This is a genomic window from Archangium violaceum (genome assembly GCF_016887565.1).
Taxonomy (GTDB): domain Bacteria; phylum Myxococcota; class Myxococcia; order Myxococcales; family Myxococcaceae; genus Archangium; species Archangium violaceum_B.
Map to the genome: position 1 here is coordinate 12,795,735 of NZ_CP069396.1, position 21,956 is coordinate 12,817,690.

Consider the following 21,956-nt stretch of genomic DNA (forward strand, 5'->3'; position numbering starts at 1 on the left):
CGCGGGAGCGGCGCTGCGCCGCTCTGGATGCAATGCAGGACACTCTCCGCAAGGTAGCCTGTTCTTGGCTCTCTCCCGGTAGAGGGGTCTAGGCCCCCCGGGGAGCTGAGCCAACGACGCAACCGCCGTTTCCCCAGGGGGCCTAGACCCCTCTACCGGGGAGAGCCGGTGAGGCTACCGTGCCCCAGGTGAGCAGGTGGTGCCTTTCAGGGCCTCCCTCGACCGCTCGCGCCGCCCCGTCCCGATGAAGCCTCCTCGCCATTCCGAGGTGCTGTGATGACCGCGAAGCTCGAGACATTCGTCCCCGCCGCGGCCCCGGTGGTCGTCCCCACCCCCGCCCCCGTGCCCGCCTCGCCCAACGTGGTCGCCCAGCGCGAGGTGCGTCAGCGCGAGGAGCAGGCGCGGCTCGCCCGCTGGAAGGCAATCGAAGAGGCCGGCGGCCAGGAGGCCTGGGTCGAGGCCGAGCTGAAGGCCAAGGGGCTCGCGCCCGAGCACGAGGATCCGAGCGGACTCTCCGAAAAGGAGAAGTCGGCCTGGAAGGAGAAGAAGAAGGCCGAGGCCGCCGAGCGCCGCGTGTTGAAGCGTCTGGCGTGGGAGGCGTGGCGCACCGCGCACATCGACCACCTGGGCGCGGGGGTGCACTGGGAAGAGGCCGGGGGTCCGGACAAGTTCGACCTGAAGGACCGGGAGGAGCGGGCCAAGGCCAACGGGCTGCCGGAGCTGGAGTCGGCGCAGACGCTGGCGAAGGCGCTCGGGCTGAGCGTGGCGAGGCTGCGCTGGTTCGCCTACCACCGCGAGGTGGACACGGGGACGCACTACCGCAGCTGGGAGATTCCCAAGCGGGACGGTGGGAAGCGGACCATCACCTCGCCGAAGAAGGAGCTGAAGGAGGCGCAGCGCTGGGTGCTCTCGAACGTCATCGAGCGGCTGCCGGTGCACGGGGCGGCGCACGGCTTCGTGGCGGGGCGCTCCATCGTCACCAACGCGCTGGCGCACAAGGGCGCGGACGTGGTGGTGAAGATGGACATCAAGGACTTCTTCCCCTCGGTGACGTGGCCGCGGGTGAAGGGGCTCTTGCGCAAGGGCGGGCTGGCGGAGAACACGGCGACGCTGCTGGCGCTGATGGCCACGGAGGCGCCTCGCGAGGTGGTGCAGTTCCGAGGCAAGACGCTGTACGTGGCGAAGGGGCCGCGCGCGCTGCCGCAGGGAGCGCCGACGTCGCCGGGAATCACCAACGCGCTATGCCTGCGCTTGGACAAGCGGCTGTCGGCGCTGTCGAGGCGGCTGGGCTTCGTCTACACGCGCTACGCGGATGACATGACGTTCTCCTGGCGCAAGAGCAAGGCGAAGCCAGAGGCGCCGGTGGCGGTGCTGGTCGCGCGCACGGAGCGGGTGCTTCAAGCCGAGGGCTTCCGGGTACACCCGGACAAGACGCGCGTGATGAAGCCGGGCAACCGGCAGGTGGTGACGGGGCTGGTGGTGAACGAGGCCCCGAAGGGTCAGCCGGGCGCCCGGGTGCCGCGCGAGGTGGTGCGCCAGCTGCGAGCGGCGCTGCACAACCGCGAGAAGGGCAAGCCGGGCAAGGAAGGCGAGACGCTCGAGCAGCTCAAGGGCATGGCCGCCTTCATCCACATGACGGACCCGGCCAAGGGCCGCGCCTTCCTGGAGCGCCTCTCCGCCCTGGAGAAGCGCGAGGCCTGACGGTCTCTCAGGGCGTGGCGTCCAGCGCGAGCTCCACGCCCTCGGGCTTCTCGGTGACCACGAACCCGCTGGCCCGCGCCCGCTGGAGCGTGAGCTGGTAGATCGCCGCGAGCGCCGGCTCCTTCCCGGCCCGCTCCTTGAGCATCTACTCCCTCGCCTCCCTCCGCACGAACCACGTCCCCGCGAGCGCGACTCCCGTGGCCAGCAGCGCTCCCGCCCAGGGCCAGGGCCGTGAAAGGCCTCCCACTCGCGAGGCCGAACCCCATCCACGCTGCGGCTTCACGCTCGCCGTCGCGGGCGCCTCGCCGGCTCGGGCCAGCACCGTGAAGGCTCGGGCCATGCCGAGCAGCACGCCGATGTACGCCACCACGGACAGGAATTGGACTCCCAGCGCCCTCATCAGCTTCGTGGCGTATGGCTACAGGGTGGAGCCCGGGGACCGGGCGAAGTGCCCCCGGGTCGCGGCCCTGCTCCAGCTCCGTCTCATGAAGGAGCTCCACATCGAGGAGCCCATGGTGACGGGGATGGAAGTGCGGTGCATGTCGCTGCGCGGGAACACCTTCCTGCTGGCGCTGGCCTACAGCGCGTCACTGGACGCGAGCACGCTGCCGGACCGGCTGCAGCACGCCTTCTCCCGGGTGGCGAAGCAGCCAGCGACGGCCGCGGAGGAGAAGCTCATGGACCGGCACCTGAAGCAGGCGCTCGCGCAGCAGGAAGAGGACGACCTGGAGCGCGGCATCGAGCTGGCTCGCGAGGTGGCCCAACCCCGCTCGGGACCCCTGGACCCCTCGCTGCTGTTGAGCCCGCCCACGCGCCTGCCTCGCGGGGCCGTACAGGACTTCGCGCGCCGCACCTTCACCCCCGAGCGTCAGGTGATGGTGAACTTCTCCCCCTTCGCCGGCTGAGGCGCACGGCCGGCCTCGCCCTCAGTTCACGCAGTACCGGTACCGGTGCTCGTGGTCGTAGAAGAGGCTCCACCGCCGCCGCCGGGTGCCGTCGAAGTTGCTCGTCTCGTCGAGGTCGTTCAACCCCGGCTGCATCCGCTCGGACCAGATGCCGTTGAAGAATCTCACCTGGTAGAAGTCGATGGTGCAGCGCGCTCCGGGCTGATCGCAGTGCTCCGGGTGGTACTGCGCCAGCAGCTCCTCCTCGAGGTCCACCGACAACCCTCGCGACCACCGGAGCTCCTCGCTCGGCTCTCGCTCGACGAAGAAGCACCGTCCGGGCTCCGTGCTTCCAGCGACTCCTCGGGTCGTGACGGATTCGACCCGGCCCGGCCCTCCCACCACCTGCGTCCGCGCCACCCGCCTCAGCACCCGCTCCCACTCCGCCCGGTACAGCGGCCTGTCCTCCACCTGCCATGCCCTCGCGAGCAACCGCAGCGCCTCCTGGTCCTCCCCTCGCATCACGTGCGCCAGCGCGGCGTCGTACAGCGCCCCGTGTGCCTTCCCATCCGCCTCGTACCGCCGACGCCACTCCCCCAGCGCGTCCTCGTACCGCCCCTCCCGGAAGGCCCTCACGCCCTCCTCTCCCTCCATCCCCACCAGCTCCAGCCGCTCGGGTAGCTCGGCCGGCAGCAGCCGGAAGTAGTGCAGCCCCACCGCCTCGCGCAGCACCGTCCAGAACATCTCCGACCACTCCTCCGGGAGCGGTCTCCGGTGCGGCTTCCGCAACTCCTCGTAGAGCGCCACCGCCGCCGCCTTCGAGCGCAGCTCCACCGCGCCCCCCGTGCGCCCCTTCACCTGGATGTACTCGGTGCTCACCGGCTGCCCCTCGCGCGTCCACGTGGACATGAGCAGGGCGATGCCCGCCGCCTCTCCCGTCCCCTCGCCGTTCATCGGACCGACGCTCCATCCGTCCACCTTTACCACCGTCACCAGTGACGTCTTCACGCCCAGCGGTACCCCGGGCCATGGGTCGAGTACCAGGCTCCTGGGATCCCTCGACAGCCAGGCCTTCGACCTCGGCGTGTTCCACATCTGGAAGCCCAGGTCGGTGTAATCCACCACCTGTACCTGGCCGCCCTCGGCCTTGAAGTAATCCCGCACCGCCTTCACCACCATGCCGCTCATGTTCCACAGGTCCGACCGCGCCCCCTCCAGCAGCGTGTCATCGGAGTGCACCAGCAGGATGCCCACCGACACGGGCTGTCCCTCCAGTCGCAGCAACGGCGGTTGATGGCGCGTCACCTCCACCGTCACCGTGGGCGGCTCCGCATCCTGGTGACGCGAGCCCGCCACGCCCGGACCTCCGGCCAGCACCAGCGGCAGCCCCAGGTACGGCGCCAGCACCCGCGTCACCCGGCGAAGCATCCTCATGTCTCTCCCGTCATGGGCGCTTCGTGAGTTGGGTCCGCGCCACTCGCACCGATTGGGGCAGCGCGGGTTCCAGCGGCGCCCCGGACTCGAGGGCCTTCACCGCGGCCCCCAGCGTGAAGGGCTCCGGCGAGAAGAGGGCGTACAGCGCCTCGGTGCCCGGCGTTCCATCCAGCTCGATGGCCCCGGGCAGCAGGGACCGGCCCGGCACATACGCCACCGCCGCGTCTCCTCCATACGGGTAATACACCGTCACCCGCCCCGCTCCATCCCGGCTCAGCACCGCCACGTACCCGCTCGCGTCGGCCTTCACATCGAACTGGATCGACTCCCCCTCGCCGAGCGTCTCGCCGGGCCCCACCGGCACGCCCCCACCAGCCTGATTCCGGTACACCCCCAGCACCAGGCTCCCCTTGGCCGCGTACTCGGGTCCGGGGGCCTCGACAACGGGCCGCAGCATCACACCGCCGAACACGGCCGCGGCGGACATCGCCAGCGCCGCCCCGAGCAACACGCGCCACCTCCGCCGCTCCTTCCGGGGCTCGGGCTCCAGGCGGGCCGCGAACGCCGCGGGCGGCTGCCGCAGCAGGAAGGCCGCCGAGTCCGCACGCAGCTCCGCGAGCCGCTCCCGGTCCGCTTCCGAGCTGGCCAGCTCCTCATCCACCCGGGCCCTCGCCTCCGGCTCCAGCGCCGAGGCGAGGTACATCTCCAGCACCGCGTCCTGGATTCGCCGCCCTCCCTGGCTCATGCCGCCCTCCCGTCCTCGAAGCGGGCACTGCGTTTGCGCGCCCGGGTAGCGAACTCCCCCAACAGCCGGCCCACCGTCTTGCGTGTCAGGCCGAGCACCTGCCCCACCTCCTCCATGTTGTACCCTTCCACGAAATAGAGGAACGCGGCCGTGAGCGTCCGCGGCTCCTCGCCGTGCGTGAGCAGCGCCAGGTCCTGCGCGGCCTCCACCTGCTCCAGCCCTCCAGCGCTCGCCGCGACCGCCTCGACCTCGCGCTCCACCGGCTCTCCCGCGTCGTTCACCACCAGCTCGCCCAGCCGTCCCGACCAGCGCGCGCGCCGCCGCATCCGGTCCACCGACTTGAAGGTCGCGATCTGGTACAGCACCGTGAACGCCGAGGCCCCACCCCGCAGCAGGGCCGGCTCCTTCACGAAGGCCAGGAAGGTGTCCTGGGTGATGTCCAGGGCCTCCTCCTCGTCTCGGACGAGCGACAGCGCCCGCCGGTGCACCGCCGGGCCGAAGCGGCGGTACAGGTCCTCCACGCGCACGGGCTCGGCCCGCGTGGCCTCCGGCGCGCTCATCACCGGCGCACGCCCCACCGCCGTGATCTGTCTCCACCAGCCCATGTCACTGTCCTCCCGTCTCGGCCATCAACTCTTCCTCGATGCGCGGGTACGCCATCACCGCCGCCGCGCGCAGGCGCCTGGCCACCAGGGCCCGCCCGCGTGACTCCTCCCGCGCCGCCATCGCCAGCAGGGCGCGCGCCTTGCCCAGGAAGGCCTCCTGGTCGCGCCGATCCTCTCCCAGCGCCTGCTCGAAGAGCTGGAGCGCCTCCTCGGCCCGGCCCTCCGCGAGCGTCCGGAACCCCTGGCGCTTGAGCGAGCCGCGCTGGGCGTCGTCCCCCGTTCCCTTCGTCACCACCATCTGGGAGAAGGGCACCTCCCGAAAGGACAGCGAGGAGACGCGCAGCACGTCGCCGGGTGCCAGCTTGAAGCGGGCCACCTCGTACCACCCGCCCGCGTTGCACTTGAGGACGTAGTCTCCCGCGCCCACGCCCAGCCGCCGCTCCCGCTGGGATGACGCGGGAACCTCCGCGAGCAGCCGTTGCTCCGCGCCATCGGTGACGACACACCCCTTGGTGCTCGGGGGGAACACCACGGTCGCGTCCGCCTTCGACAGGCGGGTGAGGATCAGCTCGCCCTGGCCCTTCAAGTCGATGCGCACCCGCGGCCGCTGCACGCCGAGCGGACTGGAGGCCGTGTCCATCAGCGTGTGCGCGTAGGCGTGCTGGTAGGCCTCCGTCAGGCTCACCTGGGCGTCCTTGTTCGCGTCGGCGGCGCCTCGCAGGCCGCTCACCAGGTGGGTGGAGAAGATGGAGCCCGCGAGGGCTCGAGCCTCCTGTGACAGCTCATCCGCTCCCGAGGAGGTGAGGAAGACGAGCCCTCGCAACGCCAGCTCGTCGCGCACCTGGAGCTGGAAGGAGCGCGTGGGCCGGCCTCCCTTGGGGAGGATGGCGCCGCTCTGGCAGGCGTCGAGGATGCCAATCTTCAGCGCCGGGGAGAGGGCCTGGATGCGGCGTTGGAGCTCCGCCAGGCTCAGCGGCGCGCCCTGCAGGTGCAGGTACGTGTCGTCCGCGTGCCCCGAGTAATAGAAGAGGAAGAGGCTCTCCTCCCTGGAGCCCGCCGCGCGCGCCGCCAGCTGGTCGAACGCCCAGAGCACCTTGTCGGTGGTGGGCTGGCTCAGCACGGTGATGTCCTCGCGAGAGAAGTCCCCCAGCTGCTCCAGCGTCTCCGCCAGCTTCCGCGCGTCCTCCACCGCGTGGCGCAGCGGCTGCTCCCTCGCCCAGCCCGTGTTGGCGCCAATCACCAGCGCGAAGCGCTGCACCGCGTACGCCGGCCCCGAGGCGAGCAGCGCCATCGAGACCAGCAACCTCCACGACATGAGCACCAGGACAGCCCCCCTGCGTTGATGCGACGGGGTGACGGCGAAGGCGCCTCTTCACCCCGATCACCGTCTTGTCCGCCCTTTCCCCGGGAAGGGCTGTGAGCCACTTCATTCCCGGGCTGTGAAGCGCTTCACACGGGTGGGGTTGCAGGAAACTCAGGAAACGTTTATGGTTTCCACAGTTTCCACCGTGCCACTCGAAGGAGGACGAGCCATGTCCACCCAGCCGCAGCTGCCACCCGGGCCCCTCAGCTTCGCCCCGCTGCAAACGCTCCGTTTCATGCGCGACGCCACCGGCTTCATGCGCGAGTGCCGCACGCGCTATGGAGACCCGTTCACCGCGCCGCTGCCGGTGGGCAACGTGGTCGTCACGGGAGACCCGGAGGGCATCCGTGAAATCTTCAGCGCGGACCCGGCCCTCTTCGAGCCGCTGGGCAACCTCATCCTGGCGCCCGCCGTGGGGGACAACTCGCTGCTGCTCATGGGCGGGCAGCGCCACAAGCGCGAGCGCAAGCTGCTCATGCCGCCCTTCCACGGCGAGCGCATGCGCGCCTACGGACAGATGATGAGGGACCTCACCCTGGAGTCCACGGGCACGCTGCGGCCGGGCGGCACCTTCCGCGCGCAGGACATCACCCAGGCCATCTCCCTGGAGGTCATCATCCACGCCGTCTTCGGCATCAAGGAACCGGAGCGGGTGCGGCGCTACCGCGAGGTGTTCGCGAGCTACATGGAGTCCTACACGCCGCTGCTCATGGCGGCCAGGCCCCTGCGGCGCTCCTTCGGCGGCATGGGCCCCTGGGCGCGCTTCCAACGCCACGTGGCGGAGCTGGACCAGTTGCTGACGGAGGAGCTCGCCACCCGGCGCGGGCGCGAGGAGAGCCACATCGACATCCTCAGCCTGATGCTCGCCGCGCGGGACGAGGACGGCCAGCCCATGAAGGACGAGGAGCTCAAGGACGAGCTGCGCACCCTGCTCATCGCCGGCCACGAGACGACGGCCATCGGCATGGCCTGGGCGCTCTACCACCTGCACCGCAACCCCGAGACGCTCGAGCGGCTGGTCGCGGAGCTGGCCCCGCTAGGCGCGACGCCCGAGCCGGAGGCGCTCATGAAGTTGCCCTACCTCGGCGCGGTGTGTGACGAGTCGCTGCGCCTGCACCCGGTTCTGGCGGTGGTCGGCCGCCGCACGCTGGCCCCCTTCACGCTGCGCGGACGCGAGCTGCCGGCCGGCACCGGCATCATGGCCGCCATCTGCCTGGCGCACGTGGACCCCAAGCTCTACCCCGAGCCCGACCGCTTCCGGCCCGAGCGCTTCCTGGAGCGCAAGTTCACGCCCTTCGAGTACCTGCCCTTCGGCGGCGGGGCCCGGCGCTGCATCGGCGCGGCCTTCGCCCAGTACGAGATGCGGGTCGTCCTCGGCACGCTGCTGGCCGCGCACCGCTTCTCGCTCGCGAGCGACAAGCCGGAGCGCCCCGTGCGCCGCAACGTCACCATCGGCCCCGGAGGCGGCGTGGAGCTGGTGTACCAGGGCCCCCGCCACGGAGCGCTCGCGTGACGGAAGCGGACGAGGCGCGCGCGCGCATCCTGGAGAAGGCGGAGCAGACCTTCCTCACCCATGGCTACTCGCGGGTGACGATGGACGACATCGCCACCGAGCTGCGGATGAGCAAGAAGACGCTCTACCGCCACTTCTCCAGCAAGGAGCAGCTGGGCGCGGCGGCCCTCGAGGCCAGCATGAGCCGCTTCGGCGAGAAGCTGGAGGCCCTCCTCGCGGACGAGCGGCTGGACTTCGGCGAGCGCCTGGAGCACTTCGCGCGGGCGTTGGCCGGCCGCTACGCGAGCGCCGCCACGGTGCTCCGGGACCTGCAGCGGGACGCGCCCGCCCTGTGGCAGCGGCTGCTGGAGCTGCGACGCGAGTCGGTGCAGGCCCGCTTCGGCGCCTTCCTCGCCTCGGGAGTCCAGGCCGGGGCCATCCGCTCGGACGTGGAGCCCCGGCTGGTGCTCCGCATGGTCATCACCCTGGTGGATCAGCTCATGCGGCCGGACGTCCTGGCCGAGCTGGAGCTGAGCGCCGAGCAGGTCTTCCCCAGCATGCTGGGGGTGATTCTGGACGGCATCCGCACCGGGCGCGAAACGGGAAAAACACGCCTGCCTGCCCGCTCTCCGGCCCGGCCGGGAAGGTAGCTGGAGCGCCGATCATCTGCTACGAATGGGCTCCTCCGCCGGGGTCTTCCTCCCCCATAAGGCGGCGTTGAAGCCCGGCATGAATTTCCCTTCGAGGCTGCACGCACTGGCGGCTTTCCTGCCCGGCGCGCTGCTGCGGGCGCTCCTGGCGGATGCGTCGCGCCCGCACGAGGGAGCCCGTCTCGAGCAGCAGGGCGCGGTGCTCTTCGCCGACCTGACGGGCTTCACCGCCCTGGCCGAGGCGATGAATGGCGCGGGCCCCTCCGGCGCCGAGCGTCTGCGCGGCATCCTCGACGCGTTCTTCTCGCGGCTCATCGACACGCTCACCGCGCACGGAGGGGACGTGCTGCGCTTCGCGGGGGACGCGGTGGTGGCGCTGTGGCCGGCGGAGTCCCCCGAGGATCTGCCACGCGCGGTGCGGCTGGCGGCCGGGTGCGCACAGGCGGCCCAGGCCCTCATCGCGGGGCTGGAGCCGGTGGACGGGGTGCGGCTGCGGTTGAAGGTGGGCATCGGCGCCGGGCCGGTGCAGCTCTCCGACGTGGGAGGCGAGAAGGGACGCTGGGACTTCCTCGTCTCGGGCGAGCCGCTGCTGGAGATGGCCCGGGCGGAGCACGCGGCGCAGCCGGGGGAAATCCTCCTCGGCCCCCAGGCCTGGCGGCTGCTGGGAGAGGCCCAGGGCACGCCCCGGGGCGCGGCCGGCTGGCGGCTGCTGGAGATGAAGCCGGTGCCCCTGCCGCAGGTGCGCCCCCCCGAGCCGGTGCCGGAGCTGGAGCCGGCGCTGCGCGCGTACCTGCCGCTGGTGGTGGCGCGCCGGCTGGAGGCCGGACACGGCCAGTGGCTGTCCGAGTTCCGTACCGCCACGGTGCTGTTCATCAACCTGGGCGCCGCGGACTTCGCCGCCGGCAAGCGCCACGAGGAGCTGCAGCGCGCGCTGCGCACGATTCAATCCGTCCTCTTCCGCTACGAGGGAAGCGCCAACCAGGTGGTGGTGGACGACAAGGGCGTGGTGATGGTGGCGGCCTTCGGGCTGCCGCCGCTGTCGCACGAGGACGACGCGGCGCGGGCGGTGCAGACGGCGCTCGAGGTGCGCACGGCGCTGCGGGAGCAGGGAGTGCCCCACCGGCTGGGGCTGGCCACCGGGCGCGTCTTCTGTGGCACCACCGGCGGAGCCAAGCGGCGCGAGTACGTGATGGTGGGCCACACGGTGAACCTCGCCGCGCGGCTGATGCAGGCCGCGGTGGACGACATCCTCTGCGACGCCACCACGCTGCGCCTGGCCTCGACGCGGCTGCGCTTCGAGACGCTCGAGCCCCTGAAGGTGAAGGGGATTACCCACCCGGTGCCGGTGTTCCGCCCCGCGCGGGGCGCCGAGGGCACGGGAGCGTCCGCCCGGGACACGCGGGTGGTGGGCCGCCAGGAGGAGCGCTCCCGGCTGGCCTCGGTGGTGCGGGCCCTGGCGGAGCGGGGCGTGGGTGGCAGCGTGTTGCTCGAGGGCGAGGCGGGCCTCGGCAAGTCCGTGCTGGTGAGCGAGCTGCTGGAGCGGGCGCACGCCGCCGGAGTCTCCTGCGTGCTGGGAGCGGGCACCGCGGTGGAGCGCTCGTCGGCCTACCACGCGTGGCGCCCCATCCTCTCGCGCCTGCTGGGGCTGGACACCCTGCCGGACGAGGCCGCCCGCACCGCGCGCCTGCTGGAGCTGCTGCGCGCCCGGCCCGAGCAGGAGGCCTGGGCGCCCCTGCTCAACGGCGTGCTGCCGGTGGAGGTGCCGGAGAACGAGGTGGTGCGGAACATGACGGCCTCGCTGCGTGGCGCCAACACGCGCGAGCTGCTCGTGCAGCTGCTCGACGGAGGTGTCCGGGAGCGCCCGCGCCTGGTGGTGCTGGACGACGCGCACTGGATGGACTCCTCCTCGTGGGAGCTGGCGCTGGCCGTGCTTCGGCGGGTGAAGCGGCTGTTGCTGGTGCTCTCCACGCGCCCCCCCGGCGAGGCCGCCCTCCCCGAGTACCGCCAGCTGCGCGAGGCCCCCGGCACCCTGTACCTGCCCCTGGAGCGCATGCCGCACGAGGACGTGCTGACGCTGGTGCGCCAGCGGCTGGGCGTGCGCCAGTTGCCTCCCCAGGTGGCCTCCCTCATCCGGGACCGGGCCGAGGGCCACCCCTTCTTCAGCGAGGAGCTGGCGTGCGCCCTGCGGGACGCGGGCTACCTCACCATCGAGCGCGGCGAGTGCCGGCTGGTGGAGCGCTCCGTGGAGCGCATGGCGCTGGAGATGCCCGGCACCATCCAGGGCCTGCTCACCAGCCGCATCGACCGGCTCACGCCCCAGCAACAGCTCACCCTGAAGGTGGCCAGCGTGCTCGGCCGTGCCTTCCCCGTCGAGCTGCTGCGGGCCGTGCACCCGGTGGAGAAGGACCGCGCCACGCTGCCGGAGCAGCTCGCCGAGCTGGAGCGGCTGGGACTCATGCGGCCGGAGGACTCGCCCGCGGGCCCCGTGTATGCCTTCAAGCACGTGCTCATCCAGGAGGCCGCCTACCAGCTGATGGCCTTCTCCCAGCGCCGGGAGCTGCACCGCGCGGTGGCGCTGCTCCACGAGCCCGAGCTGGAGGAGCGCGGCGAGGAGCTGCTGCCCCTGCTGGCGCACCACTGGCGGCTGGCGGAGGAGCACCAACGGGCGCTGGAGCTGCTGGAGCGGGCCTCGGAGGCCGCCTCCTCGCGCGGGGCCCACCACGAGACCATCGCCTTCCTCACCCAGGCCCTGGAGCTCACCACCAGCGGCGCCGCGCCGGTGGACGAGCTGCGCCATGCCCGCTGGAGCGCGCGGCTGGGCAGTGCGTACCACTCCCTGGGCGAGACGGAGCGCAGCCGGACCCACTGCGACAGCGCCCTGCAACTGCTGCGCAAGAAGCGTCCCATCTCCCGGGCGGGCTGGGGCGGCCGGCTGTCGTGGGAGCTGCTGCGGCACCTGACGCGCATGGCCCTGGGACGCTGGCTGCCGGCACCTCGCGCGTCCACGGAGCGCGAGCGGCTCAAGCTCACCGCGAGCATCTTCAGCATCCTCACCGAGCAGGCCTTCTACGCGGACCGGCTGCTGGAGTACTTCACCTCCTGCCTGGCCGCCATCAACCTGGCGGAGGCCACGCGCGACTTCACCCCCGCCGCCCTCGCCTACAACGCGCTGGGTTACACGGCCGGTCTGGGCCGGATGCACGGGCTGTCCAACCGCTACTTCCGCCGCGCCACCTCCGCGCGCTCCCCCATCACCGACGTCGTCCAGGGCTCCTACCACCTGACGTTCGGCCGCTGGGACGAGGGCATGGCGCAGGTGGAGCAGGGCATCGGCGCGGCCCGCGTCATCAATGACCGGCTCACCGTGTGCACCGGCCTGGAGGTGCTGGGCATGGGGCTGGAGATGGCGCGCGAGCCGGGCGCCGCCCAGTACGTGCGCGAGTCCATGCTGCGGGTGGCCCAGGAGGCCTCCAACGTCGTCAACGCCATGTGGGCCCTCACGGAGATGGCGCCCACGCTGCTGCAGCTCGACCGGCTGGACGAGGCGGTGGAGCGGCTGCGCGAGGCGGAGGTGCTGGTGCCCCGGGCGGACCCGCTCACCGTGCTGCGCTACCACTGCAACGCGGCGCTCGTCTCCCAGCGCACGGGCGAGCACGGCCGCGTCCTGGCCCACGCGCGCGAGGCCCTGCGCATGCTGCGCAAGCGCCCCCTGGTGGTGTGGTCCGACCTCACCTCCCTGAGCGCGCTGGTGCAGGCGTGCATGGAGCTGTGGGAGGAGGCGCGCACCGCCGGAGAGGCCCTGGCCACCGAGCCCAGGGCCCTGGCCATCGAGTCCCTCCAGGTGCTGCGCAAGGCGAGCAGGCTCTACCCGGTCGCCCTCAGCCGCACCACCCGCCTGGAGGGGACGAGGGCCTGGCTGGAGGGCCGCTCCGAGCGGGCCCGCGGCCTGTGGCAGCGCGCCATCGAGCACGCGCGCACCTGGCGCATGCCCACCGACGAGGGCCTGGCCTTCGCCGAGCTGGCGCGGTGCGCCACCGAGCCCGGCCTCCGCGCCTCGCACGCGGCGCAGGCCCGCCAGGTCTTCGAGCGGCTCGGGGCCACGGGCTCGCTGCGGGCACTGGACTCATGGGAGCGTCCCTCTTCCTCCCGACCTGAGACGGTACCCGAATCGTCCGCCCTGTGAATCGCTTCACAGCTCGTGTGGGGAGGGGGTCACTACAATGCCCTTTCGCGGGAGGGGGGTGTCTTTCCAAACATCCCGCGAGGAGTCGAACGTCATGCCACCGAGCCTCTGGACCCACGAGTTCATGAACGAGATGCGGACGAAGGCGGATCCACTCGCCGACGCCGTCATCGAAAGGTTGTTCACCGAGGGCAAGGTGGACGCGGTCAATCACCTGATGCGGACCCTGGTGGAGAACGATGACCTGCCCTCCGCCCGGCTGCCGCCCTACGTGGTGGAGTACCTGGAGCGGACGAAGGCCTCGGTGCCGCGGTTGGATCCGGAGCGGCTGCGCGCGGGCCAGGAGCTGTTCGACCTGTTCGGCCCCGAGGTGATGATGATCCTCGGCTTCTACTCGCTGCCGGCGGCCTACGCGGCGCGCAAGGGCGTGCAGGTGCTCTACCGCACCGGCTTCCTGCAGAAGCGCCCCGTGCGGCGCGTCTTCGAGACGGCCCAGATGGTGGTGGACGTGATGACCGAGGGCGGCATGGAGCCCGACGGCCGGGGCGTGTGCACCACGCAGAAGGTGCGGCTGATGCACGCGGCCATCCGCTACATGATCCGCCACGACGCGGCCAACCCCTGGGACGCCGAGGAGCTGGGCCAGCCCATCAACCAGGAGGACCTGGCCGGCACGCTGATGACGTTCTCCTACGTGGTGCTCGAGGGCATGAAGGCGCTCCACATCGAGCTCACCCCGGAGCAGCAGGAGGCGTGGCTGTACGCGTGGGTGGGCGTGGGACGCATCATCGGCCTGGACGAGCGGCTGCTGCCGGCCAACGTGGAGGAGGCGCGCCAGCTCACCTTCCTCATCCGCCAGCGGCAGGTGGAGTTCTCGCCCGAGGGCGTGGCGATGACGGCCGCGCTGCTCGAGGGCATGAAGCAGCTCACGCCGGACCTGCTGGATGGGCTGCCGGCGAGCATGGTGCACTTCTTCCTGGACCAGGACCAATGGCAGGGCCTGAACGTGGCGGACATGCTGCAGGTGCCCAGGCCGGACTGGACGACCATCATCCCGCACGCCATCCGGCACATCGCCGACCTGACGGACTGGGTGGGGGACAACACGTTCGTGGCGGCCAGGCTGCTGCGCTACATCAGCAAGGACATCGTCGAGGGGATGCTGCTGGTGGAGCGCGGAGGTCAGCGCACGCCCTTCTACATCCCGGAGCACCTGCAGGACAGCTGGAAGGTCAAGCCGGGCATCCGTGCCCGGAACGCGAAGCGCCGGGCAGAGACCGCGCCCATGGGCAATGACTCCAACCAGAAGGTCGCCTGATCATGCACCCCACTTTCAGTCCCGAGCACGTTCGCGGCGGGCCGTTCGATCCGCTCGCCTGGTTCAACATCATCGGGGAGATCGGCTGCGTCTTCTGGGTGGTGGCCTACTTCTTCATGATCCGCCAGGCCTTCAGGGACAAGTCCTACGGCCTGCCCATGGTGGCCATCTGCATGAACCTGGCCTGGGAGTTCCTGGCCTCGTGGGTCATCCCCAATCCGGTGCCGCTGTGGCACTTCTTCGACCGGGTGTGGTTCTTCGTGGACCTGGTCATCGTCTACCAGATGTTCCGCTACGGGCGGGAGCTGCAGACGATTCCGGAGATTCAACGCAACTTCTACTCCATCATCGTCGGCACGACGGCGCTGTCGGGCTTCGGCCTGTATGCCTTCTACGTGCAGTACCACGACATGCTGGGGCTGATGGGGGCGTTCATGATCAACCTCGTCATGAGCGTGACCTTCATCTTCTTCGCCTTCTCGCGCCGGCATCAGGGCGGGCGCGGGCTGTCGGTGCCCGGAGCGTGGTGCAAGATGCTGGGCACGCTGGGCACCTCCATCGAGTGCCACTACGTGATTGGCCTGACGCAGGAGTGGCTGGGCGGGCTGAACTTCCTCACCTTCCTGTGCCTCTCCATCTTCCTGTTCGACTGCCTCTACATCTACGTGGTGACGAAGGCGGTGAAGTCGACGGCGCAGGAGCCGCAACAGCAGCCGGAGCAGACTCCGGCCCTGGCGGTGGCCTGAGCGCGGCTCACGCCGCGGTGATGGCACCGGGCTGGACGAGGAAGTCGCGGCGGGAGAAGCGCGCCGCGAGCTCCTCGGGCCGGCCCGAGTAGTCCACCCGGATGTCGCTGCTGGGGATGAGGTGGTACGAGGCCCGGACCTCCTGGGCCCCCACCTCCACCACCGTGAAGCCGTGGGCCTCGGTGTCCACGAAGGCGATGCCCGGGTTGCCCTCGCGGAAGGTGGTCTCCAGCTCGGTGACGACGTAGCGGTAGACGGCGGAGCCGGGAGGGAAGCCCGCGGCCTCCACCTCCGCGCCGGCCTCCTCCTGGACGGCCGTCGAGGAGATGGCGGGCGCGGTGAGGGCCGGCACCCCGTGCTCCACCGAGGCGAAGGACGCGTGGATGTCCCCCGCGACGAAGAGAACGCGGCCCCCGGCGCGCTCGCGCATCCCATCCAGCAGCTGGCGCCGCTTGTCCGGGAAGCCGTCCCACTGGTCCACGCTGTAGTAGTAGCGGTTGCGCACCGAGGCCGGCTCCACGTCCGCCTTGGCGCGCAGGTCCCACACCATCGACGTGGGTGACACGGAGCTCGCCACCACCTTCCACGTCTGCGCGCTCTCCGCCGACTCCAGCAGCCACGCCTCCTGGGCCTGACCGAGCGCGTCCTGCGCCCCGGAGGTGGCCTGGAGCCAGGCGGCGTACACGTCGAAGGTGTCCTTGATGACCACGTAGCGCGCGCCCACGCGGGTGAACAGGTCCGTCTTCCCCAGGTGTACGAAGGCCAGGCCGCGTGGCTGGCCCGCCGGGTCGATGGGGCCCGCGCCGGGCCGGGCCGCCGCCGTGAGGACCGGGTTGACGTAGGCCAGCGCGAGGTTGCCCCGCACGGCCGCCGCGGCCCGCGCCGCCGCATCCGCCTGCGCCAGCCCCGCGGCCACCGCGAGCTGCACGTACGCGCCCTGCAACACGGCCTTGCGCTCCGGGAAGGCGTCGATGTTCACGTACGCGAAGGCGTCCGTGGCGAAGGCCCCCGTGAGGCCCAGCGAGGCCAGCACCGCCGCGTCCATGGCCACCGTGCCCGGGTAGGCGTCCTCGGGGATGAGGTGGTCCGGCCGGTGGGTGCGGTAGTCGGTGACGAGCAGCCGCAGGTGGCTCCCGAAGGTGAAGTCGCGCCAGATGCGCGTGTCCGGGAAGCGGGGCACGCCTTCGGCGTCGATGGCGCCCGGGGGCGCGTCGGTGGGGTCGATGGGCTGGTACTCGAAGAAGGCCAGCTCCGCGTTGCGCCGCCGGTCTGGCTGGAATTCGTCGGCGCGCCCGTTGGTGTACGTGGCGTGCGCGTCCCAGCAGTCGTCGGAGAACTCGTGGTCGTCCCAGGTGACGATGAACGGGTAGCGCGCGTGCACCTGCTGGAGGAAGGGATCGGAGCGGTAGGCGCGGTAGAGGTCCCGGTAGTTGGAGACGGCGTTGGCGACGAGCTCCGTGCCTCCGCCCACGCTCCGGGGCATGGCGGAGCCCGGGTCCGTGAAGCTCACGTTGCGCGCGGGGTCCGGCGAGGGGACGACCGAGGAGTCGGACTCGTAGATGTAGTCCCCGACGAACAGGATGAAGTCGAGGTCCTCGTCGAGCTGCAGCAGGCGCTGCCAGGAGTTGTAGTAGCGCCCGCGGAAGTCCTGGCAGTTGGCCACCGCGAAGCGCACGGGCACGCCCGAGTCCGGAGCCGGAGCGGTGCGGGTGCGGCCCACGGGCGAGCCCAGCCGCTTGTCATCCTTCTCGACGATGAAGCGGTAGTAGTAGCGCGTCCCGGGCTGGAGGTTCGTCACCTTCACCTTGAGGGTGTGGTCGTGCGCCAGGGTGGCGCGCAGCCCGTCCAGCTCCAGCACGCGGCGCGTGAAGCCCTCGTCCGTGGCGACCTCCAGGGTGAGCTCGACGTCCGCGTCCGGGTGCTCGGAGTCCACCGCGCGCGTCCACAGCACCACGCCGCCGGAGCGCGGGTCTCCCGAGGCCACGGACTGGGGGAAGTACGCGCGCCCCTCCTCCACGGGCGGCTCCTTCTCGGGACAACCGAGGGCGGTACTCGCCGCCACGGCGACGATGCACTTCAGGATGGTCCGGCGGTGCAGGGGCTGGGACAAGGAACTCCTCCGCGTCTCTCCGGGCTCTACAAGCCGGAGGACGGGAGGGTACGGAGCGGGCACGGACACTCTTCTGCGACTCCGGGGCAGCGTGTCTCCCGCTCACCACCCGGGCGCCAGGGAGCGTCCACTACTCCCCGGAGTCCCCCAGCTCGCGCGTCATCTCCACCATCGTGGGACGCCAGCCGAGCCGCGCGAAGAGCCGCCGCGCCGCCTCGTTCTGTGACGCCGTCATCAGGATGATGCGCGGCAACCCCTGGGCCCGCAGCCGGCGAATCATCTCCTCGGCGAGCAGCGCGCCCACGCCACTGCCCCGCTCCGACTCGTCCACCCAGAGGTCGTGCAGCTCGCCGTGCGCGTCCAGCAGCGCGTTCCAGTCACGGCCCTCCACGGTGGCGTAGACGTAGCCCACCACCCGCCCCTCCCGCTCCGCCACCAGCACCACCGCGCCCTGCCGCTTCAGCTCCCGCGACAGCCACCAGCGGTAGCCCGACTCCACATCCCGCTCCGGCTCCATGAAGCGCTCGGAGTCGTACGCGTGATGCAGGCGGACGAGCGCCGCGCCCATGCGGCCCAGCGCGGGCGCGTCCTCGGGTCTGGCGCTCCGGACGGTGACGGACATGCCTCGCGCGCCCCTGGATTACTGCTGCTCCGCGGGACCCACGGCCGACACCATGGCCTCCGGCCCGCGCGGCAGCTTCACCCGGAAGGTGGAGCCCTTGCCCGGCGCGCTGTCCACCTCGATGCTGCCACCCAGCCCCGAGACGATGCCGTAGCAGATGGACAGGCCCAGGCCCGTCCCCGTCCCCGGCGGCTTCGTGGTGAAGAAGGGGTCGAAGATGCGGCCCAGGTGCTCCGGGGGAATCCCCGTCCCGTTGTCCTTCACCTCCACCACCACCCAGCCGTCGTCCCGCTGGCGCGCGACGATCGTCACCCGCGGCTCCGCCGTGCCCTGGATGGCGTACCCCGCGTTGTTCAGCAGCCCGAGGAAGACCTGCTCCAATCCCTGCTCGCTGCCCCACACGGCCGGCACGTCCTGGAAGTCACGCACCACCTGCGCCTTGGGCCCCAGCGTGTAGCTGGCACCCGACAGGGCGTGGTCCAGCACCTCGCGCAGATCCACCCGTCCCGGCGGCTGCCCGTCCAGCCGCGAGAAGAGCCGGAAGTCATTGACGATGCGCAGGATGCGCTCGGCGCCGATCAACGCGTCCGCGCACACCTCGCTCAACTCCTTCGCGTCCGCCTGCCGGCCCCCCTTCACCTGGTCCTCCAGCTCCGCGCGCATGAAGCCCACGCTCGCCATGATGACGCTCAAGGGGTTGTTGATTTCGTGGGCCAGTCCGCCGCTCAACCGCCCGAGCGCCTCCAGCCGCTGGGACTGGGCCAGGCGCAGCTCCAGCTTCGCCCGGTCCTCCATCTCCTTGCGCAGCCGCTCGTTGGCCATGGCCAGCTCGCGCGTCCACTCCTCCACCTCGCGCGACAGGTCCTCCAGCCGCCGGTGGCTCTGGCGCAACAGCTCCCACTTCTCGGTGAGCGCGTGCGCCAGCTGCCGCACCTCGATGTTGTCGAAGGGCTTGCGCAGGATGAGCAGGCGCTGGCTGAGCCCCAGCCGCTGCGTCATCTCCTCCCACGAGTAGTCGGAGTAGGCCGAGCACAGGACGATCTGCAGGTCCTCGTCCTCCTTCCACAGGCGGCGCGCCGTCTCCACGCCGTCGATGCCGGGAGGCATGCGGATGTCCACGAAGGCCAGGGCGTACGGCCGCCCGTCGGCCACCGCGGCCTTCACCCGGGCGATGCCCTCCTCGCCCTGATAGGCCGAGTCCACCTCGAAGCCCGCGTCCACGGGCGCCGTCTCGGGGCCTCCGAAGAGCGCGGCTTCCATGGCGTCCAGCGCGGTGCTGGCCGGTGGCGCACACAGAATCTTGCGGAAGTCCTGGTGGATGGCCTGGTTGTCGTCCACCACCAGGATGCGGCGGTTGGCTGCGGTGGGGGCACTCATGCCCTGCTCTCCTCGCCCGCGATGGGCAGGTCGATGGTGAAGGTGGCGCCCTGGCCACGGCCTTCGCTCGTGCAGGAGAGGAACGCGTCCATCTCCGCCGCCGCCAGGGCGCTGATGTGAAGGCCGAACCCATGTCCGTCCTTCTTCGTGGTGAACCCTTGGGTGAACAGACGGGGCGCATCCTCCGGAGAGATGCCCACTCCATTATCCGCCACCGCGATACGCAAACGCTCGGCGACCATACGCTCCACCCGGATGACGAGGTGCTTGTCCGGCCGCCCGCTCTCCAGCAACGCGTGGCGCGCGTTGCTCAACAGGTTGAGCAGGATTTGGAGCAGCTTGTGCCGGTCCACCCGCACCAGCACACCCGGCGTGTACTCGCGCCGCACCTGGATGCCCAGCTGCTCGAGCGACTCGGCATGCAGGCGCAGCGCATCGTCCAATAGCGCCGTCACCTCCAGCCGCTCCACCACCCCCGAGAAGCGGGCGTGCGCCTGCTGCATGCTCACCACGGACTTGATGTGCTCCACACTCGTCTGCAACGTCCGCACCTCCTCCAACAGCACCACCCGCTCCGCGTTGAGCTGCGCTCCCAGCACCCTCAGGTAGGCCGGCAGCTGCCTGCCCCGCCCATCCGCGGTGAGGAAGGCCCCCAGGTCCGCGCCATGCTCGGCCAGCAGCTCCGCCACCTTCCCCACCCCCTCCACCCGCGACTGACTCAGCCGCTCGAACAACAGGTTCACCGACACGTTCACGCTGTTGAGCGCGTTGCCCACGTTGTGCAGCACCCCGGTGGCCATCTCCGCCATGCCCGCCTGGCGGGACACGTCCAGCAGGCTGCGGTGCATCTCCCCCAGCCGCGCCTCGGCCTCCTTGCGATCCGTGATGTCCCGGCCGAAGACCGTCATCCCCACCACCTGACCCACTCCATCCAGCACGGGGTTGACGGAGATGTCCAGCACCCGCGCCCGCTTCAGCCGCGAAGGCGACGCCTCGAAGCGCACCCGCTTGCCGGCGAGCACCTGCCGGGTGCACTCCTGCCAGCGCTGGCGCAGCGTCTCGGGCGCGTGCTCCGGGAAGAGCAGATCCCCGGGCATCGGCTCCTCGCCGATGAGCTCCTGATACATGTCCCGCAGCGCCAGGTTGGCCGCGATGAGCCGCCCGTGGGCATCCAGCGAGCAGACGACGTCCTCGGTGTTCTCCAGCAGGCTCGTCAGCTTGCCTTCGCTCTCGCGCAACGTGCGCAGCGCCCGCTCCAGCTCCGTGCTCATCTGGCCACGCGAGGCGAGCATCAACCAGCCCATCCCCCACGTGCCCACCATGAAGACGGCGGCGAACAAGCACCGCATCCACTCCCCGCCCCGCGCCCCGTGCCACAGCGGCAGCAGCAGGCCCACGCCCAGGCTGGCCATCCCCACGAAAGGCAGGCTGTCCCACGCCCCCAGCAGGTAGATGGCCAGCACGGGGATCAGCATGCACGCGGGGTGCAGGCCCACGCTGACATCCCTCGCGAAGAACCCGGAGGACACGATCGACGCCGTCAGCAGGGAGCACAGCACCACCGCCGGCCCCCGCGAGGAGGTGCTCCGGCGCAACAGCCACAGCGAGCTCGAGAAACCCGCCAGGCACCCCACGCCGATGAGGCCGAACGCCCAGGGGGACACCGTCCAGGGCACGTAGAGCAGGAAGAGCAGATCCACCGCCAGCAGCAGCAGGCTGGCGCCCACCAGCATCCGGCAGCGCACGCGCTCCTCCGCGGAGGAACGGCGCAGCGGCTCGGAGAGGAACACGTCCAGCCAGCCCATCAGCCAGGCCACCCTCCGCGCGCGCACGCGCCTCCGCCTCGGTGGCTCCAACCCCCCGACGCCCTGCGCTCCCGCGACCTTGGTGGACAGACTCGGCATTGAGATGAAGGGCGCTCGCCCCCCCTACCATCCGAGTATGCCTGAAACCCGGCGAGAGCCGCACAGCCCTCAAAACATCTTCAGCGGGGGTCCCCCCGCTCGCCGAGTCCCCGGGTCCCCATGTGGGTGGACCTCACCCCACACACGGGAGAGCGGGAGGCCCCCTCCTCCCGCCCACTGCGTGAGTCACTCCTCCCACTCCACGTGAAAGCGGGCACCCCGGCCGTCCCGGGACAGCAACCGGGTGCGGATTTCACGCCCGCCCGCCAGGGTGAGGCAGGCCTCGAGCACCCCCTGGTAGTAGGAGGGCTGCTCCATCACCTCGTTGATCCACACCTCGCAGGAGGTGGGGGACAGCTCGGTGAGGCGCGACTCCACGTAGTTGTCCGCGCTGCGCAGGGTGTTGTTGAGCCGCCGCAGCGAGCGCAGCGGCCCCAGGAGCCGGGACACGCCCACCATGGCCCGGCCCAGCACGGTGCGCATCATGCCGTCCACCACGTCCCGCCCCATCCGGCGCCAGGCCTCCTCGCGCGGCAGGAAGGGGTAGAGGTCGGCGACGGAAATCTCCAGCGCGCGCTTCCACGTCTCGTACGGGTAGGCGGGCGCCAGGGGTCGGGACAAGTCCAACCCCGCCTCTCGCAGCGACTGCCAGGCCAGCGCCGACAGGCGGTGGCGCAGCGAGATGCGGAAGAGCCCTTCGATCGTATGCTCGAACACCAACCGCCGCTGCTGCGCCGACGAACGCTCGGCCCCCAGCCCCCGGCTCTCCTCCAGGCCCTGCATGATCCACGCTCCCATGACAGTCACACCGAAAAATTAGGA

At 71.1% G+C, this 21,956-nt stretch carries 17 protein-coding genes; 7 read left to right on the top strand and 10 right to left on the bottom strand.

Annotated elements, in window-relative coordinates:
- Nucleotides 1-276 precede the first annotated feature (276 nt).
- Entirely contained in the window at nucleotides 277-1,701 is a 1,425-nt protein-coding gene (locus JRI60_RS51105; protein ID WP_204223407.1) for a reverse transcriptase family protein, read from the top strand.
- 7 nt (nucleotides 1,702-1,708) lie between these two features.
- Here JRI60_RS51105 and JRI60_RS51110 read toward each other — a convergent pair whose 3' ends face one another.
- Entirely contained in the window at nucleotides 1,709-1,846 is a 138-nt protein-coding gene (locus JRI60_RS51110; protein WP_204223408.1) for a hypothetical protein, read from the bottom strand.
- On the opposite strand from JRI60_RS51110, the gene JRI60_RS51115 reads away from it, so the two are divergent.
- Nucleotides 1,839-2,606, top strand: a complete 768-nt coding sequence (locus tag JRI60_RS51115; protein ID WP_204223410.1) for a hypothetical protein — start codon at nucleotides 1,839-1,841, stop codon at nucleotides 2,604-2,606. The genes JRI60_RS51110 and JRI60_RS51115 overlap by 8 nt on opposite strands.
- A 21-nt stretch (nucleotides 2,607-2,627) precedes the next feature.
- Here JRI60_RS51115 and JRI60_RS51120 read toward each other — a convergent pair whose 3' ends face one another.
- The 4 genes from JRI60_RS51120 to JRI60_RS51135 are packed head-to-tail and all read right to left on the bottom strand — an operon-like array spanning nucleotide 2,628 to nucleotide 6,684.
- Nucleotides 2,628-4,019, bottom strand: coding sequence for a tetratricopeptide repeat protein (locus JRI60_RS51120; RefSeq protein ID WP_204223412.1), 1,392 nt, complete (start codon nucleotides 4,017-4,019; stop codon nucleotides 2,628-2,630).
- A gap of 10 nt (nucleotides 4,020-4,029) precedes the next feature.
- Nucleotides 4,030-4,764, bottom strand: a complete 735-nt coding sequence (locus JRI60_RS54925; protein ID WP_204223414.1) for a DUF4384 domain-containing protein — start codon at nucleotides 4,762-4,764, stop codon at nucleotides 4,030-4,032.
- Nucleotides 4,761-5,369 (bottom strand): RNA polymerase sigma factor, encoded by a 609-nt coding sequence (locus tag JRI60_RS51130; protein ID WP_204223417.1) that lies wholly within the window; start codon nucleotides 5,367-5,369, stop codon nucleotides 4,761-4,763. The genes JRI60_RS54925 and JRI60_RS51130 overlap by 4 nt, the downstream gene beginning before the upstream one ends.
- A gap of 1 nt (nucleotide 5,370) precedes the next feature.
- Nucleotides 5,371-6,684, bottom strand: a complete 1,314-nt coding sequence (locus JRI60_RS51135; protein WP_204223419.1) for a caspase family protein — start codon at nucleotides 6,682-6,684, stop codon at nucleotides 5,371-5,373.
- 217 nt (nucleotides 6,685-6,901) lie between these two features.
- Here JRI60_RS51135 and JRI60_RS51140 point away from each other — a divergent pair, with 217 nt between their 5' ends.
- The 5 genes from JRI60_RS51140 to JRI60_RS51160 all read left to right on the top strand — a co-directional run bounded on the left by JRI60_RS51140 (nucleotide 6,902) and on the right by JRI60_RS51160 (nucleotide 15,121).
- Entirely contained in the window at nucleotides 6,902-8,245 is a 1,344-nt protein-coding gene (locus JRI60_RS51140) for a cytochrome P450 (protein ID WP_204223420.1), read from the top strand.
- Nucleotides 8,242-8,874 carry a TetR/AcrR family transcriptional regulator gene (locus JRI60_RS51145; protein WP_204223422.1) on the top strand — a complete coding sequence of 211 codons (633 nt, stop codon included), beginning with the start codon at nucleotides 8,242-8,244 and terminating at the stop codon, nucleotides 8,872-8,874. The genes JRI60_RS51140 and JRI60_RS51145 overlap by 4 nt, the downstream gene beginning before the upstream one ends.
- Before the next feature lie 79 nt (nucleotides 8,875-8,953).
- On the top strand, nucleotides 8,954-13,057 hold the full coding sequence (locus JRI60_RS51150) for an AAA family ATPase (protein WP_204223423.1): 4,104 nt from the start codon (nucleotides 8,954-8,956) through the stop codon (nucleotides 13,055-13,057).
- 94 nt (nucleotides 13,058-13,151) lie between these two features.
- A complete protein-coding gene (locus JRI60_RS51155; RefSeq protein ID WP_204223425.1) occupies nucleotides 13,152-14,375 on the top strand; it encodes an oxygenase MpaB family protein in 1,224 nt (407 codons plus the stop codon).
- A gap of 2 nt (nucleotides 14,376-14,377) precedes the next feature.
- Complete coding sequence (locus JRI60_RS51160) at nucleotides 14,378-15,121, top strand: hypothetical protein (RefSeq protein ID WP_204223426.1); 744 nt, start codon at nucleotides 14,378-14,380, stop codon at nucleotides 15,119-15,121.
- Between the two features lie 7 nt (nucleotides 15,122-15,128).
- Here the strand turns inward: JRI60_RS51160 and JRI60_RS51165 are convergent, their stop codons facing one another.
- From JRI60_RS51165 to JRI60_RS51185, 5 genes are all read right to left on the bottom strand, one after another.
- Nucleotides 15,129-17,231 (bottom strand): alkaline phosphatase D family protein, encoded by a 2,103-nt coding sequence (locus JRI60_RS51165; protein ID WP_204223427.1) that lies wholly within the window; start codon nucleotides 17,229-17,231, stop codon nucleotides 15,129-15,131.
- A 130-nt stretch (nucleotides 17,232-17,361) separates the two neighbouring features.
- On the bottom strand, nucleotides 17,362-17,853 hold the full coding sequence (locus JRI60_RS51170) for a GNAT family N-acetyltransferase (RefSeq protein WP_204223428.1): 492 nt from the start codon (nucleotides 17,851-17,853) through the stop codon (nucleotides 17,362-17,364).
- An 18-nt stretch (nucleotides 17,854-17,871) separates the two neighbouring features.
- Nucleotides 17,872-19,230 (bottom strand): hybrid sensor histidine kinase/response regulator, encoded by a 1,359-nt coding sequence (locus JRI60_RS51175; protein WP_204223429.1) that lies wholly within the window; start codon nucleotides 19,228-19,230, stop codon nucleotides 17,872-17,874.
- Nucleotides 19,227-21,062 carry an ATP-binding protein gene (locus JRI60_RS51180; RefSeq protein WP_239470219.1) on the bottom strand — a complete coding sequence of 612 codons (1,836 nt, stop codon included), beginning with the start codon at nucleotides 21,060-21,062 and terminating at the stop codon, nucleotides 19,227-19,229. Before JRI60_RS51180 ends, JRI60_RS51175 begins: the two co-directional genes overlap by 4 nt.
- Nucleotides 21,063-21,320: 258 nt before the next feature.
- Complete coding sequence (locus tag JRI60_RS51185; protein WP_204223430.1) at nucleotides 21,321-21,932, bottom strand: DUF2378 family protein; 612 nt, start codon at nucleotides 21,930-21,932, stop codon at nucleotides 21,321-21,323.
- Nucleotides 21,933-21,956 lie beyond the last annotated feature (24 nt).

What these genes read in the sequence shown, in the direction of transcription:
- JRI60_RS51105 (WP_204223407.1), top strand. Translation starts at nt 277, where the DNA reads ATGACCGCGAAGCTCGAGACATTCGTCCCCGCCGCGGCCCCGGTGGTC.
- JRI60_RS51110 (WP_204223408.1), bottom strand. Translation starts at nt 1,846, where the DNA reads ATGCTCAAGGAGCGGGCCGGGAAGGAGCCGGCGCTCGCGGCGATCTAC.
- JRI60_RS51120 (WP_204223412.1), bottom strand. Translation starts at nt 4,019, where the DNA reads ATGAGGATGCTTCGCCGGGTGACGCGGGTGCTGGCGCCGTACCTGGGG.
- JRI60_RS54925 (WP_204223414.1), bottom strand. Translation starts at nt 4,764, where the DNA reads ATGAGCCAGGGAGGGCGGCGAATCCAGGACGCGGTGCTGGAGATGTAC.
- JRI60_RS51130 (WP_204223417.1), bottom strand. Translation starts at nt 5,369, where the DNA reads ATGGGCTGGTGGAGACAGATCACGGCGGTGGGGCGTGCGCCGGTGATG.
- JRI60_RS51135 (WP_204223419.1), bottom strand. Translation starts at nt 6,684, where the DNA reads ATGTCGTGGAGGTTGCTGGTCTCGATGGCGCTGCTCGCCTCGGGGCCG.
- JRI60_RS51140 (WP_204223420.1), top strand. Translation starts at nt 6,902, where the DNA reads ATGTCCACCCAGCCGCAGCTGCCACCCGGGCCCCTCAGCTTCGCCCCG.
- JRI60_RS51150 (WP_204223423.1), top strand. Translation starts at nt 8,954, where the DNA reads ATGAATTTCCCTTCGAGGCTGCACGCACTGGCGGCTTTCCTGCCCGGC.
- JRI60_RS51155 (WP_204223425.1), top strand. Translation starts at nt 13,152, where the DNA reads ATGCCACCGAGCCTCTGGACCCACGAGTTCATGAACGAGATGCGGACG.
- JRI60_RS51160 (WP_204223426.1), top strand. Translation starts at nt 14,378, where the DNA reads ATGCACCCCACTTTCAGTCCCGAGCACGTTCGCGGCGGGCCGTTCGAT.
- JRI60_RS51170 (WP_204223428.1), bottom strand. Translation starts at nt 17,853, where the DNA reads ATGTCCGTCACCGTCCGGAGCGCCAGACCCGAGGACGCGCCCGCGCTG.
- JRI60_RS51175 (WP_204223429.1), bottom strand. Translation starts at nt 19,230, where the DNA reads ATGAGTGCCCCCACCGCAGCCAACCGCCGCATCCTGGTGGTGGACGAC.
- JRI60_RS51185 (WP_204223430.1), bottom strand. Translation starts at nt 21,932, where the DNA reads ATGGGAGCGTGGATCATGCAGGGCCTGGAGGAGAGCCGGGGGCTGGGG.